We start from the raw sequence: 14,354 nt of genomic DNA, 5'->3' as shown, positions 1-14,354 counted from the left end.
CCGGCCTAGCGGTCGTACGGGCGGGGTCGAGGGGAGCCGGAATCCCCTGACTCCACAACGGCGCGCGCCCCCGGAGCGGCTACTCCGGGGGCGCTGTTCGGGCCGTTCCCCTGTGAAAGGACACACGACCCAATGAACCACATCGTCACTGTTCAGGACGCTGTTACCGCGTTCGCCGACTTCATGGAGCCGACGGATGCGGAGCTGGATGCCATCGACTACGAGATGCCGCTGATCACGGCGGAAGTCGAGCTGTTGGACGCGCAGATCATCACCATCGACCGCACACCGACCGAGCTGGACGCCCGGCGTATCCGCCGCGCCCGCCGCCGGGTGCTGGCCGCCCGCCGCGAGCTGGCCAACCGGGGCGCGACGGTGACGGGGGGTGCGGCATGAGCAAAACCCGCAAGCCTCTGACGAAGGTCCAGGTCGGTGTGCTGACGGCCGCGTTCGTGCCGATGCTCGCCACGGGCGTGATTGGCGGTATCGGCACGTACAGCAACATCGGGCACGCCTACGGCAAGGGCACCGCGCTCGGGGCCCTTGCCGCCGGTGAGGGTGCCACGGCTGTGCTCGCCCTGGTGTTGCTGGGGTTGACCATGCTGGGCCAGTCCTCCCCGCGCGTCGTACGGGTCGGGCTGTGGGCGCTGCCGGCCGCCGCGTCGGTCATGGGCGCCATGGCCGCGCCGGACCTGGGCCGCACCGTCATCTACGCACTGACCCCGATGGGCATGTCCGTGTCGGCGGAGGGCATGGCGTTCCTCGCCCGCCGCATCGTGGTCCACACCGACGGCCGCGACGCGGAGAACGAGCGGCGCACCGCCGACATCGTGCAGGCCCTCGCCTACCACCAGGCCCGTGCCGCCCACCACCCCAGTGACCGGATCAAGAAATGGTCGGAGCGCAAGTCGTGGCGTCTGGCCCGCAAGGTCGGCGTCGGGGACACGGCGCTCGGATCGAGGCTGCTGGAAGTCCAGCGCGACCGCGTCACCGCCGGTGCGAACGCCGCGCTCCTGTCGATGTTCGGCGGCACCGACCCGATTCCCGCCCCGGTCACGAATCCGAATGAATCCACCGAGAGCATAAGCAATCGGTCTACGGCTGACCTCCCGGTATCGGCCCCGGCGCCCGCCGTGGCAACGGTGCTGCGGGTGCCCGATCCGGTGGCGGTCGACTTCGGGAAGTCGGCCCTGCCGCTCAAGCCGGTACCGGCTATCGCCCCGACTCCGGTCAAGGCGATCGAGCGACGTACGGTGCCCGCTGAGGCGCCCCGATCGCGTCGGGCGACCGGTCGGGTTCCGGATGCGGCGCGCTCGCCCCGGCCGAAGCGTACGGCGGCTCAACTGCTCGATGAGGCGCGGCGCGTGACGGCCGATTGGCCGGACGCGAAGGTGACCGCCGAGGGCATCCGCCGTGAGGTACACACCTCGCCGGCCAACGCGCGCATGCTGCGCGACACGCTGAAGGCTGAGCGCGCTGAGGCCGCGTGATGGGCAGGGCGTACGCCAAGTACTTCGACCCCACCGGCACCCGCTACGGCATTCCCACCTACCCGTGGAAGTACGCCCCGGACGGCTACGCCACCCGCCGTGACCTGCGCAAGATCGGGCTGCGTCCGGGGGGACAGCCAGTGGCAGCACAGATCATGCTGCCGCGCTACCGGCGCCCGCCGCTGGTCGGCTACCTCTACCGCATCGACCTGGCCAAGCCGGTGCGGCCGATGACGTCGCGCAAGTGGGGCGCGCTCGCGCTGGCGATGCTCACCCGCCGCACCTGCCCCCAGTGCCAGGTGGTCTACAGCAAATGCATTCCGACCTCGCTCGGCATGTGCGTGCTGTGCGCCTACCCCGACCAGGCCGCCTCCTGACCTGCGACATTCCCGAGACGGAGACATCTGTGAAGACATCCGTGAGCACGCACAAGCTGCCCGGTTACGGCTCCACCCTGCGCACCGCGAAGCGGCTGACCGAGCAGGCCGTCAGGCTCGTGAACCGGTCGGTGCCCGGCAGCATGCCGGACGTGCAGGTCGTCTTGACCAACCCGCGCGGCATGGCCGAACTCGGGGCCGCCGCCGATGCCGAACTGGCCGGCGTCCTCGACAAGCGCACCCGCGCCCGCGCCGAACGGGCCGCACTCAAGTTGGCCCGCGAAGCGGCCGGCCGAGCCATTCCCCGCACGGACGGCACCGCGCTGATTCTGGTCAACGTCGACCAGCACCCCGGCGAAGCCGAGTTCGCCGTGACCCTCGTGCACGAACTCGTGCACTGCATGCAGTTCAGCCGCAAGGACGTGGTCGACCGGATCGTGCGCGACACCCGCGACGGCTTCCGCATCGAGCGTCAGTCACGCCGTCAGGCCCGCGAACACCAGCGCCTGCTGGAGCTGGAAGAGCGCGAGGCCTACGGCAAGGAGTACCTGGCCAACCAGCTCGTTCCCGGCGCCGCCGCCTGACCCGCCCCGCGTACTGCTCGCCCGCCGGGGGTGGTCGTCCCTGCCACGGACCCGGCCACCCCCGGCACCTTCCCCTTCAACTCCCGCCCCTGCTCGGGGCAGTCAGGAGAACTCCCAGCATGTCTGACAACGTCGTACGACTCCACAAGGGCCCCGAACCGCCTGCTCCGGACGTGCCCGTCACCACCCTGACCGTGGTGTCCGACCCGCCCGCCGCGCCGAGCGTGCCGAGGCCGAGGGTGCCGTTGTGGGTGCGCTCCGGCCGCGCCGTGAAACGCATCGCCACCCACGAGAACACCAAGACCACCGTGCGCGCGGTGGCCCGCCACGGCCTCTACACGCTCAACGGGGGCCGGATCGTGGCCCGCCGCACCTGGGACGGCCGCACCGGCGCCCGCTATGAGCGCATGCTCCGCGCCGCTGAGGCCGCCGGGAACTTCGAGGTCGCCGAGGAGTGGGAGGAGCGTCTTCAGCGCTTCCGTGAGGCGCGCCACCGCCGCCGCATGGACCTGCTGCACTCCCCGGCCGATGCCGCCAAGGGCGTGGCCGTGGGCACCGGGATGGGCATCGGGGTGCTGGTCGCGCTCGGCATCGTGATGGCCCTCAACAGCAAGGAAGTCGGGGATGTCATCACGCCGTTGAAGGCGACCGTCGACTTCATCGCCGCGCTGATCCGGATCGTGCAGGTGGTGTGGGGTCCGGCCATCACGATCGGCCCGTTCCTGGCCCTGCTCGCCCTGTGGGCGGTCGGCAGCAAGCAGCAGGCCGCCCCCCAGTGGGCACTGCCCGCGAGCGTCCGCTCCGGCGAGGGTGAGCCCATCACCCCCTCGATCGTCGTCAAGGCCCTGCGCGATCTGGGCATCCCGGCGATGCGCAACGCCATCAAGGAGATGGGCGACGCGGGCGCCTCGATGCTGTCCCCGATCAAGATTGCCGGGTGTGGTGTCGAGCTGGACGTCACGCTGCCGTCCGGGGTGTCGACGAACGAGGTACAGAACCGGCGCCGCAAGCTCGCGGAGAACCTGACCCGGCACGAGCACGAGGTGTTCATCACGATCCCCGAGGCGGCCCGCACGGTGCGGCTGTGGATCGCCGATTCCGGCGCCCTGGATGAGCCGATCGGGCCGTCTCCGCTGGTCACAGATGAGACGCTGACCGCCGACTACGCCAAGGGCAAGGCGCCGTGGGGTCAGGACCTGCGCGGCGACGCCGCCGGTTTGAGCGTGTATCAGCGCCATCTGCTCATCACCGGGTTGTCGAACCAGGGCAAGACCGCCGCGCTGCGGGCGCTGGCCCTGTGGCTCGCTTTGGATCGGTCGGTCGAGTTCTGGATGGGTGACCTCAAGGGCGCTGGCGACTGGAACATGTTCGATGGGCTCGCCACCCGGCTGATCCAGGGCCCCACCGACGACCACGTCATCCAGGTGACCGAGATGGCCGAGGACGCGGTCGAGGAGATGAACCGCCGTCTCCAGGCGCCGCCCGGCACGATGTTTCCGCCGCTGATCGTCATCGTGGACGAGGCGCAGGTCGCGTTCATGTGCCCGGTCAAGGACGAGGACAAGCGGCCCTATGGCGGGTCCAGCTCCAACTCCCGGTACTTCATGGCCGCCCGGAAGATCCACAACCAGGGCCGTGCGGTGAACGTGCTGCTGTGGCAGGGCACCCAGGACCCCACCGACCAGAACCTTCCCAAGCTGGTCCGGGAGGGTGCGCACACGCGGGCCTCCCTCGCCCTCGGTACGGAGTCTCAGGCCCGCATGGCGCTGGGGGACAAGGCCGTCGACGGCGGCGCCGCCCCGAACCTGCTGCGTCCCGGACTGGACAAGGGAACCCTCGTCATCGCCTCCGACGGCATCGAGATTCCCAAGGGGCAGTCGTCCATCACGGTACGCACGCACTACATCAGCACCGATGACGCGAAGGTGATCGCCACCCGCGCCAAGGCGATGCGCGACGGGGTCACCACCCTGCACGTCATCGACCGCGGGGCCGACCGTGACCCGCTCGCCGACATCGCCGCCGCCATCGGGGACGCCTCCCGGCTGCGGACGCAGGACGTGCTCAAGCGGCTCGCGATGCTCAACGAGGACGCCTACGGCAAGTGGTCGTTCATCGACCTCAAGCGCGTCCTGGACGGCACCGGCGCCGAGCCCTACAAGTCCGACGGCGTCATGGTCGTCGGCCGCGACCGCATCGCGCGCGCTCTCGCCAACCGGCCGGAAACGGATTCCGCTTCCGCCGCCGAGTGACAGGGAGCCGCGCCCCGTCGGGTCAGGGAGGCAGGGAGAACTCCCTGAACGCCTCCCTGACCCGCATCGCTGGCCCTGACCAGCATCAATGATCCATCAGGGAGGCAGGGAGGCCCGCAGGTAGCACCCCTGAAACCCCCTCCATCGGCCTCCCGCCAGGGGGTGTCCCTGCCTCCCTGACCCGTCCTTCGAAGGGATTCCGCATGTTCTCCCGCGCCGTGCTCAACCTGCTTCGAACCATCGCCGAGAACGACACCGGCGACGGGGTCCTGTTTATCTCCGCCCCTCGTGGCCGCTGGCAGATGGACGGCACCTCTTACACCGTCAACGACCGCACCTTTCACCCGCTGACGGCCCGCGACTTCATCGACATCGGTGACGGACGCACCGACCCGGTGAAGGTGACCGCCGCCGGCCGTGCCTACCTCGCCGGAGGTACCCAGTGAACGAGCCCACCCACCTCACCCCCGCGACGCGAGCCGTCGAAGTCCACCACCCCACCCCGATCACGCCCGTGCAGGCAGCACCGCTCGTGCCCGTGCAGCCGGGCAGCGTCCCGTCCGTGGCGAGCGTCGTCCTGCCCGACGGCCGCGTTGTCACCGGCTACGCCATCGAGCCCGCCAAGCCCGAACCGCCCGCCGCCAAGCCCGCCGTCTCCCGTACGGCGGTGAACATCGCCCTCGGAGGGATCGGGTTCGGCGCGGTGTGCGGCGGGCTGTTCCTGCTGACCGCATTCATCACCGCCCTGACCGCGCTGATCACCCAGCTCATCATCTTGGCCGCCGTCATCTTCGGCGGCTGGATCGCCGTGCAGGTCTTCAGCGCGAGCGGCCACAAGAGCGGGACCACGGTCAACATCCGCAAAGCGACCTTCAAGCGCAACCACTTCCACGGCTGAGAAGGGAGCACCGTGTTCGACGAGGACGAGCAGTACTGCGACGAATGCGCCGACTACGGCTGCCCCGGCCACGAAATGTGCGACGAGTGCTCCGGCGACATCTGCAACGAGTGCGGCGGCTGCGACTGCCCTGAGTCCATCTGCCCCGGCTACCTCGCCCACTACACCGGCACCGAATGACCGAGGAGAGCACCGTGTTCGACGAACCGCAGCCCGACCCCATCTCGGACGCACCGCTCGACATCGCGCCGCGCGGGTTCATCGGCACCAAGATGCAGCGCGCCAGCCTGCACGCCGAACTCAAGGCCGCCGGAGTCGAGTTGGGCGCGTACGACCGGCTGATCGTGGACTGGCTCGCCGGGTGGGACTACCCGACCGTCGCCACCATCGCGAGCCTCATCCGCCGCGCCGCCCACCACCCCCGCTAGCTACGCCAAGGGCGGCCCCCACATCTCGCCAAAGACCCGGGGCCGCCCTTGCCAACCAGTCCGCAACAGACCTGTTGGAGGCCTCCAGCATGACCCAACCCACCGACAACAGGCGAGAGGCCCTACTCGCCGCCGCCCTGAACGCCGCCGCACGCGGCTGGCACGTCTTCCCCCTCCGTCCCGGCACCAAGCGCCCCGCCCTGCACGGCGAAGCCACCTGCACCGGCACCGGCCCGTGCACGGCCGGACACCAGAAGTGGGAGCAACGGGCCACCACCGACCCCGAGTGCATCCGCGCGACCTGGTCACGGGCCCCGTTCAACGTCGGCATCGCGACCGGCCCGTCCGGGCTGCTGGTTGTCGATCTCGATAAGCCCAAGAGCACAGACGACAAGGGCAGTTCGGACGCGCCTGACGGCGCGGCGACCTTCAAGGCGCTCTGCGAGCGCACCGGGCACGCCGTCCCCGACACCTACCGGACCCGGACCGCGAGCAGCGGCCAACACCTGTACTTCACCGTGCAGTCGGGGGTGCGGCTGGCCAACACGGCAGGCACCATCGCCCCGTTGGTCGACACCCGCGCATGGGGCGGCTACGTCGTCGCAGCGGGCAGCACCACCCCCGCCGGACCCTACGAAGCCGTAGGCGGCCCTGTGGCGGCCTCTCTGCCCGCGTGGCTGCTGAACATCCTGAAACCGGCCCCCAAGCCCGCACGGACCCCCTCAGTGCCCGTAACGGCACAATCCCGCCGATACGCGGACACAGCGCTCGACAACGAGACGCGCAACGTCGCCGGGTCCCAACTCGGGGAGCGCGAACGGAAGTTGTTCGTGGCAGCGCGAGCCCTCGGCCGGTTCATCGCGTGGGGCGACCTCCCCCGCGATCGGGTCGAGCAGGCTCTTCAGGAGGCAGGAGAGGCCGCCGGACTGCCGTCGTCCCAGTGCCGCGCCACCCTGCGCAGCGCACTGAACTGGTCCATCGCCCACAACCAGCGCCGGCGGGATGCGGCATGAACACCCCGCCCCGCCACCCTCTGAAGAGCATCCCCCGCAGCACGACGCACCCGAAAGCCGCCCAACAACCTGCACTGACGGCGGACGTTGGCGACCGAAAGGACGTCGCCGAAGGCGTCCCTTCAGCTCTTCGCCCTGACCCGCAGACCGGCGACGGCCGCTACCCCGTGGCGTGGCTGCACATCAGCGCGCCACGCGGCGCCGTGCCCACGGCCACCTCGAAGTGCCTGTGTGGCCGTGACCGCAGCGCCGTCGGCCACGGCCACGTGCTGGCCCTGATCGACGAACACACCGCCCACCGCGACGAATGCCCGCTCCGCACCCCCCAGGAAGGGAGGACCGCCGCATGACCGCCCCGACGTCCGCGCCGTCCATCAACGGCGCGGCCCTGCTCGACGAGGTGGAAGCCTTCCACCGCCGGTTCAACATCTTCCCCACGGAAGCCGCCTACGTCGCCGTCGCACTGTGGGACGCGCACGCCCACCTGCTCGACTGCTTCGACTCCACCCCGCGCCTGGCCTTCCTCTCCCCGGAGCCGGGATCGGGCAAGTCGCGCGCGCTGGAGATCGTGGAAACCCTCGTACCGCGCCCCATGGTCGCGGTGAACGCGTCCGCGCCGGCGCTGTTCCGTGCGGTGTCCGGCCCGGACGGACGGCCCACGATCCTCTTCGACGAGATCGACACCGTCTTTGGCCCCAAGGCCGGAGACAACGAGGAACTGCGCGGATTCCTGAACGCGGGCCACCGCCGTACCGGGGTCACCTACCGGTGCGTGGGCGACAGCCAGACCGTGACCCCGTTCCCGTCCTACACCGCCGTCGCGGTCGCCGGACTCGGCTCCCTGCCGGACACGATCCTGACCCGCTCGGTCATCATCCGCATGCGCCGCCGAGCCCGGAACGAGACGATCGAACCCTTCCGCGCACGCCTGCACGAGCAGGAGGGCACCGCGCTGCGCGACCGCCTGGCCGCATGGGCCGAGCAGGCGCGCGGATGGGTGATGGGCGCGTGGCCGGAGATGCCCGACGGCGTCACCGACCGACCGGCCGACGTGTGGGAACCCCTGCTCGCCATCGCGGACGCTGCCGGGGGCGAGTGGCCCCGGCGGGCCCGTGAAGCCTGCGTGACCCTGGTCAAGGCGGCTCAGGCCAACGACAAGGGCAGCTTGGGCGTGCGCCTGCTGACCGACCTGCGTGACCACGTCCTGGTGGGCGTCGACCGCCTGCCCACCGTCGCCATCCTCGATCGGCTCAACTCCCTCGACGACGCCCCATGGGCGGACCTCAACGGCAAGCCGCTCGACAACCGGCGCCTGTCCCGGATGCTCGGGCAGTACGTCACCGCCGACGGCGACCCCATCGCGTCGCGGAACATGCGCACCACCGGCGGCATCCTCAAGGGCTACTACAGCGTCGACCTCTACGACGCCTGGCAGCGCTACTGCCCGCCCCCTCCGGACAGCGCGCCGGAAAGTCCGCTACATGCGCTCCAGCCGCTACCGCCCAGCTCAGAGGGCACGGCCGCGTAGCGGAACCCACCCGATGTAGCGGCTACACACACCCGCGCCACGGGTCCGGCACGCCCCGTACGTGCCGGACCCATGGCGCCCCGTAGCCGCTACATCCCACCCCACCGCTACACAAAACCCGCCGCTGACCTGCGATGTAGCGGCGAAGCGCATGTAGCGGACTCCAGAGAGACCCGCTGCCCGCCAAGGAGGCCCGCCCCGATGAGCACCGCTCTGCCTTCCACCCCCGAAGCGCTGAAGGTCCCGGAGGTCATGACCGCTCTGCGCCTCAGCCGGAGCAAGGTCTACGACCTCATCCGCTCCAAGCAGCTCGAAAGCTTCACCTCCGGACGCGCCCGCCGCGTTCCGGTCGACGCCGTCCGCGAGTACATGCGATCCCGAGTCGAGGAGACCGACTGATGGCCAAGCGCCGAGCCAACGGCGAAGGAACGATCACCAAGCGCAAGGATGGCCGCTTCCACGCCGCCGCCTACGTCTATCGCCCCGACGGGACTCGTACGCGGAAGTTCGTCTACGGCAAGACCCGTGAGGAAGTGGCAGACAAGCTCACGGAGTTGCAGGAGAAGACCCGTCAGGGCATCCCCGCCGCGTCGTCCACGATGGCGTTCGGGGACTACCTCACCTACTGGCTCGCCACCATCGCGCCAGAACGACTCAAGCCCTCCACGCTGAACAGCTATGAGGGACTAACCCGCCTGTACATCCGGCCGGCACTCGGCAAGAAGAAGTTGAACCGCCTGTCTCCGGCCGACGTGCGCCGTTTCCTGGCGGAGTTCAAGGCTTCCTGCCTGTGCTGTCTCCGTGGCGCCGACAAAGAGCGGCCGGAGGAGAAGCGTTCGTGCTGCGCCGTGGGCCGTTGCTGCAGGCGCCGTCCGTCGGCCCGAACCGTCCAGTACATCCACGCCGTCCTACGGTCCGCGCTACAGCAGGCGATGCGAGAGGAACTGATCGCTCGGAACGTCGCGCGGATCGTGGAAACCCCCACCGTCGACTCCAAGGAGGTGCGTCCCTTGGACGCCGGAGAAGTCCGCATGCTTCTCAAGACCGCCCGTTCCCACCGCCTATACGCCCTGTGGCTGCTCCTGGTGTCGACCGGCCTGCGCCGTGGCGAGGTTCTCGGGCTCACCTGGTCGGACATCGATCTCGCGAACGGTCAGCTCCGCGTCCGTCGGAACGTGCAGCGCATTCGGCGTGAGCTGATCTTCGGCACTCCCAAGACCATGCGGTCCATCCGTACGGTGTCGCTGCCCAAGCACTGTGTACGGGCCCTCACCCAGCACCGCGATCAGCAAGAGCGAGAGCGAAAGATCGCGGGTGGGAAATGGCAGCCTGCGCCGAAGCAGCCTGAGGGACTGATCTTCACCACGGCGACGGGCCGCGTCACCGATCCCCGCAGCCTGAACCGGATGCTCACCATCCTGTGCAGGAACGCGAACGTACGCCGCGTGCGAGTGCACGACCTCCGACACACCTGCGCCTCGCTCCTGCTCGCTCAGGGAGTCGACGCTCGCACGATCATGGAAACGCTCGGGCACAGCACGATCACGATGACGCTGGACACCTACGCGCACGTGATGGGCACGACGTTGCGAGCCGCTGCCGATCGGATGGACGACGCTCTCAGGCTCGACGACCCCGACGAAGATTCGGGAGAGGAGACGGAGTCGGGCACCGAGGACTGAGCACCGTTTCCGAGTGCGTTGATGTCACCAGCTGATGTCAAAGGCCCCACCGGGCGAGCCAGTGGGGCCTTTGACCTGTGTGCACTCGGCAGGATTCGAACCTGCAACCTTCTGATCCGTAGTCAGATGCTCTATCCGTTAAGCTACGAGTGCCTGTGTGTTCTGTTGTGTTGGCTCTTCCTCGTGGGCTTTTGAGCCCCGTCGGCTTCGCGGGAACAACATTACATGACTGGTGCCGCCTGGCGAAATCCGTTTAGTGGACCCTGCATGACCTGCGGAAACGACCATGGAACGGTCGATGAACGCCCGAAGCCCCGGCCAGTCGTGACCAGGGCTTCAGGATCATGAGGCGGAGGCGGAGGGATTTGAACCCTCGATGGGATTGAAGTCCCAAACCGCATTAGCAGTGTGTTGCCCCTCGTATGAGTACGAAGGGGCACGACTTCCCGAGACGCTTTCGCGCAGGCCACGCCAGGAATGCCGTCGGACGCAGTTGACCCCTGTCGGAACGCGTACGGGCCTCTTGGTGCCATCGCAGTGCCATCACGGAGGCGGCTCCCGTATGCCTCAGTGGAGGTCGGTCCGAGTCCCCTGGCCGAGCCGCTGGAAGCCGATGATCGTGGCTGGCCTCCACACGGGCGACCGCCCCCAGGTCTTGTCGGCCGGCGGGAGTTCGCCGCGCCCGCGGGAGCGGTACGCCCGGATGGTCTGCTCGCCCACGCACCAGTACGCGGCAACGTCGGCGATGGTCCAGTAGTCGGCGTTCAGGTCCGGCCCGGTGGCCGGAGTTCCGGGCGGTGCAGTCTGCCCGGAACTTTGGCCGCTCGATGTTGACAAGGTGCGCCCCTCAGTCAGTTCCGGGCGCGGCCTCGTCGCCCTGGTCGGTATCGCTGGCCAGCACGATGCGCCGGACCTGCTGGCGGGTGTACCCGGTGGCCTCGCAGATGTCTTTCTGCGGGATCTCGTCGGCATCCGCCTGCCGGATCGCGGCGGCCAGCTCCCTGCGGAGGATGTCCGCCCGCGTCTCGGCTTCCCTGAACCGACGCGCGACGTGCTCCAGTGATCGCTTGTCCATGACACTCAGTGTTCCATTCGCCATCATGGAACATGACGTTACCTAGATCATGGGTGAATTGCTAGGCCACAACCCTTTGACAGGGAACACGATGTTCCCTAGAGTGGAGGTGTTGGAAGGGAAACCGGACGACAACGCAAGCGGCCCCCGGCGGTGTTACCAGCACCAGCCGAGGGCCTGACGGAACTACCTGACTAGACCAGGAGCCCGCTGATGCAGAAGTTTGCCACCCGCCGCGAGCACCGCGCGACGCGCCGTGCCCTTCGCGCCACCCTCCGCCGTCGTACGGCCGAGACCCGCGCCACCCGCCGCGCCGTCCGCGCCGTAGCGACCGGCACCCCGCAGCCGGTTCGTACCCGCCTCGTCGCGGCCGGCCTCGACGACGCCACCGCGAAGCGGTTCGCCGGAGCCTTCTCCCGCGGCCTCGTCGCCGACGACACCCGCGAGACGGTCATCAAGCTGAAGGGCCGGGTCCGTAAGACCGTCGCCGTGAAGCTGTACGCCGCCCGTACGTTCGCCGCCCGCCTGGCCACGTACCGGCCCAAGGACCGCGCCACCGCCGCCCGCTTCGAGGTTCTGGCGGGGGTGGCTGCCTGATGTCGAACTCCATCGCCACCCCGTCCGCCGTCCCCTGCATGGCCGACCAGGGCAGCAAGATCCGCATCAAGGCCGACGAGCAGCGCACCACCGCCCTCGCCGCCGCGCTCTACATCGCCCAGTACGCCTACGGGCAGGCCATCACCAGCCACAACCCGGCCGCCCTCCTCGACGACATGTGCGACTCCGTCGCCGAGGTCTGGGACGAGATCACGCCCAAGCTGCCGGAGAAGTTCGCAGGCAGCAACCTGGAGTTCGCCGAGACCATGCGGGCCGCCGTCGCCGACCGGCTGTGGGCGTTCGCCGTCGTCGAGCACGCCAGCACCGAGGGCGACGACTACCGCTGGGTGTTCACGGTCATGACGGACGCCCTCAGGCAGGGTGCCGACCCGCAGAAGGTCCGCGCCGAGGTGCCCCGCGTCGTCGAGCGGCTCCGCGACTGGCAGGCCGGAGCCACGCGGTGACCGGCACCCCCGCCGAGCAGGCCCCCAGCACCACGCTGGGGGCCCTGCCCCGGCCCGCCCCCGAGCCCACCGATCTCGCCGTCGCCGTCCGCGTCGCGCAGCTGCTGCTCGCCGAGCACGAGCACGTCGACCACGAGGACGTGTTCGCCCTCAACCGTGCGCACGGCGCCCTGACCGAGTCACTCCGCATCCTGCTGCGTGCCCTCGACACCGAGCGAGGTGAGGGCCAGTGAACGCCGAGCCCCGCACGGTCACGGTGCCCACCCTCGACCACGGCGACATCACCGTCCGCTGCCCCGCATGGTGCGTCGGTCATGAGGACGCCCCGCAGTACCGCACCGACATCAGCCACGTCGGCCCCGACGAGCCGCTCACCCTGCCCACCCGCCGCGGCCCGGTCGTCCACCTCGTCACGGCGCTGGAGATCCGGCCGTACTCCGACGACCCGTTCGTGCAGAGCGTGTTCGTCAACGTCGGCATCGGCGGCGACTGGTACCCCACCGGGCTCGCCGGCCTGGAAGCCATGGCCGACGCGCTCACCGCGCAGGCGGACGAGCTGCGCGACCGTGCCCGCCGCCTGGCCGCGCTCCTCGGCGGTGGCCAGTGAGCCGCCGCCCCGTACGCCGTCCGACCGAGGTGGCCGCCCTCCGCGCGGCCGCCCGGTCGGCCCGGCGCCTCCCCCCTATCCCCGCCTTGATGGCCGCGCTGCTCGACGCCAACGAGCGCCGCGACCGCGAAGGCACCGTCCTCTGCGCGCACCGGATCGTGCGCGCCTCCGAGCCCGAGGTGGGCGAAGCATGAAACACGACTACCTGAAGTGGGCCGCCCTCGTCGCTGCCCTCGTCGCGACCGCGTCCGCTGAGTACGAGCTGGCCCGTGCGGTCGGCTTCAACCAGTGGGTTGCCGCGGCCGTGCCGGGCGCCCTCGACATCTACACCGTGCGGGCGATGCGAGCCCGCAAGGATGTACTCGCCGCGGTGTCCGCGATGATCGGCGTCAACGCTGCCAGCCATCTCGTCACGGCCGGCCTGCTGCCCGTGGACGTGCCGCTCGTCGTCGCCGTCGCCGCGATCGCGCCGCTCGTCCTGTGGCGCGTGCACTCCCTCGGCGACGGGACCACCACCCTCACGCCGAGGCCGCCGACGGAACCGCCCGCGGTCATGGTCGAACGCGCCCCGGAACCGCCCCGTATCCAGGTTCCGGTCCTGGTTCCGCCCGCGTTCGTCGACAAGGCGTACAAGGAGCTTCTCCCGGCCGTGCCGGAACCGGCCGCGGAACCTGAGCCGGAGCTCACCGCAATCGACTTCTTCGCCCGCCGCCACAAGGTCCGCCCCGACCAGATCCGTACCGCCGTCGGCCTCTTGGCCGTGCAGCGCGACATGTCCGGTCGGGCCCTCGGTCAAGCGCTCGGTGTTGGTGACCGGTATGGGCGCCGGGTGCTGGCTGCGGCCCGGGAGATCTGGGGGGTGCAGTCATGATGCGCATCATCTTCGGGGCCGTCCTCGGTCTCCTCGTCGCCTATCCGGCGCTCCTGGCCGTCGTCCTGGCGGTCGTGGCCGCTGCCGTCTCGCAGCCCGCTGTGCTGGCGTTCGCCGTCGGCGTCCTGCTCTGGCCGCGCATCACCCGCACCGTGCGGGGGTGGACGGCATGAGTGACGCCCTCGACAAGGCGGAGGCTGCAGCGAGAGAAGCCGCGGTGAACACAGCCGCCGTGCAGGTCGCACTCGCCGCCGTCGAGCTGGCCAAGACGGCTCAGGCGCAGTCCACAGTGCAGCCGCCGGCGTGCGACCACCAGCACCGGCCCGGCCGCAGCGCGGGCGAGTGGATCGGCATCGCCTGCGCTGTGTGCGTCGGCGGCGTCGGGATCGCGTTCGCGTCGCTCGCGCTGGCCATCCTCGGCGGCGTCGCCACGATCGTCGTCCTCGTCCTGCGCTCCATGTGGCGCGACTTCCAGAAGGGGAAGTGAC

Annotated in this window: 23 protein-coding genes and 1 tRNA gene; 21 read left to right on the top strand and 3 right to left on the bottom strand. The window is 69.8% G+C overall.

Annotation, left to right across the window (positions count from 1 at the left end; translation table 11 throughout):
- Positions 1–132 precede the first annotated feature (132 nt).
- The 14 genes from IEZ21_RS14095 (at position 133) to IEZ21_RS14030 (ending at position 10,252) form a co-directional block, all read left to right on the top strand.
- Positions 133–396 (top strand): DUF6284 family protein, encoded by a 264-nt coding sequence (locus IEZ21_RS14095; protein ID WP_189322203.1) that lies wholly within the window; start codon positions 133–135, stop codon positions 394–396.
- Positions 393–1,490 (top strand): conjugal transfer protein, encoded by a 1,098-nt coding sequence (locus IEZ21_RS14090; protein ID WP_189322202.1) that lies wholly within the window; start codon positions 393–395, stop codon positions 1,488–1,490. Before IEZ21_RS14095 ends, IEZ21_RS14090 begins: the two co-directional genes overlap by 4 nt.
- Positions 1,490–1,867, top strand: coding sequence for an RRQRL motif-containing zinc-binding protein (locus IEZ21_RS14085; RefSeq protein WP_189322201.1), 378 nt, complete (start codon positions 1,490–1,492; stop codon positions 1,865–1,867). The genes IEZ21_RS14090 and IEZ21_RS14085 overlap by 1 nt, the downstream gene beginning before the upstream one ends.
- Before the next feature lie 41 nt (positions 1,868–1,908).
- Positions 1,909–2,451: a hypothetical protein gene (locus IEZ21_RS14080; RefSeq protein ID WP_246567692.1), complete on the top strand. Its 543-nt coding sequence runs from the start codon at positions 1,909–1,911 to the stop codon at positions 2,449–2,451.
- A gap of 119 nt (positions 2,452–2,570) precedes the next feature.
- On the top strand, positions 2,571–4,703 hold the full coding sequence (locus tag IEZ21_RS14075) for an ATP-binding protein (protein ID WP_189322199.1): 2,133 nt from the start codon (positions 2,571–2,573) through the stop codon (positions 4,701–4,703).
- Positions 4,704–4,906: 203 nt separating this feature from the next.
- Entirely contained in the window at positions 4,907–5,149 is a 243-nt protein-coding gene (locus IEZ21_RS14070; protein ID WP_189322198.1) for a hypothetical protein, read from the top strand.
- Positions 5,146–5,601, top strand: coding sequence for a hypothetical protein (locus tag IEZ21_RS14065; protein ID WP_189322197.1), 456 nt, complete (start codon positions 5,146–5,148; stop codon positions 5,599–5,601). Before IEZ21_RS14070 ends, IEZ21_RS14065 begins: the two co-directional genes overlap by 4 nt.
- A 12-nt stretch (positions 5,602–5,613) precedes the next feature.
- Positions 5,614–5,781, top strand: a complete 168-nt coding sequence (locus tag IEZ21_RS14060) for a hypothetical protein (protein ID WP_189322196.1) — start codon at positions 5,614–5,616, stop codon at positions 5,779–5,781.
- Positions 5,778–6,029, top strand: coding sequence for a hypothetical protein (locus IEZ21_RS14055; RefSeq protein WP_189322195.1), 252 nt, complete (start codon positions 5,778–5,780; stop codon positions 6,027–6,029). Before IEZ21_RS14060 ends, IEZ21_RS14055 begins: the two co-directional genes overlap by 4 nt.
- Before the next feature lie 89 nt (positions 6,030–6,118).
- Complete coding sequence (locus tag IEZ21_RS14050; RefSeq protein ID WP_189322194.1) at positions 6,119–7,042, top strand: bifunctional DNA primase/polymerase; 924 nt, start codon at positions 6,119–6,121, stop codon at positions 7,040–7,042.
- Complete coding sequence (locus tag IEZ21_RS47560) at positions 7,039–7,392, top strand: hypothetical protein (RefSeq protein ID WP_246567690.1); 354 nt, start codon at positions 7,039–7,041, stop codon at positions 7,390–7,392. Before IEZ21_RS14050 ends, IEZ21_RS47560 begins: the two co-directional genes overlap by 4 nt.
- On the top strand, positions 7,389–8,570 hold the full coding sequence (locus IEZ21_RS14040; protein ID WP_189322193.1) for a DUF3631 domain-containing protein: 1,182 nt from the start codon (positions 7,389–7,391) through the stop codon (positions 8,568–8,570). The genes IEZ21_RS47560 and IEZ21_RS14040 overlap by 4 nt, the downstream gene beginning before the upstream one ends.
- 201 nt (positions 8,571–8,771) lie before the next feature.
- Complete coding sequence (locus tag IEZ21_RS14035) at positions 8,772–8,969, top strand: helix-turn-helix domain-containing protein (protein WP_189322192.1); 198 nt, start codon at positions 8,772–8,774, stop codon at positions 8,967–8,969.
- On the top strand, positions 8,969–10,252 hold the full coding sequence (locus tag IEZ21_RS14030) for a tyrosine-type recombinase/integrase (RefSeq protein ID WP_189322191.1): 1,284 nt from the start codon (positions 8,969–8,971) through the stop codon (positions 10,250–10,252). Before IEZ21_RS14035 ends, IEZ21_RS14030 begins: the two co-directional genes overlap by 1 nt.
- Positions 10,253–10,332: 80 nt before the next feature.
- Here the strand turns inward: IEZ21_RS14030 and IEZ21_RS14025 are convergent.
- The 3 genes from IEZ21_RS14025 to IEZ21_RS14015 all read right to left on the bottom strand — a co-directional run bounded on the left by IEZ21_RS14025 (position 10,333) and on the right by IEZ21_RS14015 (position 11,327).
- Positions 10,333–10,405 (bottom strand) — tRNA-Arg (locus tag IEZ21_RS14025).
- A gap of 414 nt (positions 10,406–10,819) precedes the next feature.
- Entirely contained in the window at positions 10,820–11,089 is a 270-nt protein-coding gene (locus IEZ21_RS14020; RefSeq protein ID WP_189322190.1) for a hypothetical protein, read from the bottom strand.
- Between the two features lie 10 nt (positions 11,090–11,099).
- Complete coding sequence (locus tag IEZ21_RS14015; RefSeq protein ID WP_189322189.1) at positions 11,100–11,327, bottom strand: hypothetical protein; 228 nt, start codon at positions 11,325–11,327, stop codon at positions 11,100–11,102.
- A 213-nt stretch (positions 11,328–11,540) separates the two neighbouring features.
- Here IEZ21_RS14015 and IEZ21_RS14010 point away from each other — a divergent pair, with 213 nt between their 5' ends.
- The 7 genes from IEZ21_RS14010 (at position 11,541) to IEZ21_RS13975 (ending at position 14,353) form a co-directional block, all read left to right on the top strand.
- The gene (locus IEZ21_RS14010; RefSeq protein WP_189322188.1) at positions 11,541–11,924 is read left to right on the top strand and encodes a hypothetical protein; all 384 of its coding nucleotides are present in this window, start codon (positions 11,541–11,543) and stop codon (positions 11,922–11,924) included.
- A complete protein-coding gene (locus IEZ21_RS14005) occupies positions 11,924–12,388 on the top strand; it encodes a hypothetical protein (protein ID WP_189322187.1) in 465 nt (154 codons plus the stop codon). Before IEZ21_RS14010 ends, IEZ21_RS14005 begins: the two co-directional genes overlap by 1 nt.
- Entirely contained in the window at positions 12,385–12,621 is a 237-nt protein-coding gene (locus IEZ21_RS14000; protein WP_189322186.1) for a hypothetical protein, read from the top strand. Before IEZ21_RS14005 ends, IEZ21_RS14000 begins: the two co-directional genes overlap by 4 nt.
- Positions 12,618–12,995: a DUF6907 domain-containing protein gene (locus tag IEZ21_RS13995; RefSeq protein ID WP_189322185.1), complete on the top strand. Its 378-nt coding sequence runs from the start codon at positions 12,618–12,620 to the stop codon at positions 12,993–12,995. Before IEZ21_RS14000 ends, IEZ21_RS13995 begins: the two co-directional genes overlap by 4 nt.
- Positions 12,996–13,185: 190 nt before the next feature.
- Positions 13,186–13,866: a hypothetical protein gene (locus IEZ21_RS13985; RefSeq protein WP_189322183.1), complete on the top strand. Its 681-nt coding sequence runs from the start codon at positions 13,186–13,188 to the stop codon at positions 13,864–13,866.
- The gene (locus IEZ21_RS13980; protein WP_189322182.1) at positions 13,863–14,039 is read left to right on the top strand and encodes a hypothetical protein; all 177 of its coding nucleotides are present in this window, start codon (positions 13,863–13,865) and stop codon (positions 14,037–14,039) included. The genes IEZ21_RS13985 and IEZ21_RS13980 overlap by 4 nt, the downstream gene beginning before the upstream one ends.
- A complete protein-coding gene (locus IEZ21_RS13975) occupies positions 14,036–14,353 on the top strand; it encodes a hypothetical protein (RefSeq protein ID WP_189322181.1) in 318 nt (105 codons plus the stop codon). The genes IEZ21_RS13980 and IEZ21_RS13975 overlap by 4 nt, the downstream gene beginning before the upstream one ends.
- Position 14,354: the final 1 nt, after the last annotated feature.

This window comes from Streptomyces flaveus, from assembly GCF_014647675.1.
Classification (GTDB): Bacteria; Actinomycetota; Actinomycetes; order Streptomycetales; family Streptomycetaceae; genus Streptomyces; species Streptomyces flaveus.
The sequence above is the reverse complement of the archived record's forward strand: the minus strand, read 5'-3'. Positions and strand labels throughout refer to the sequence as shown.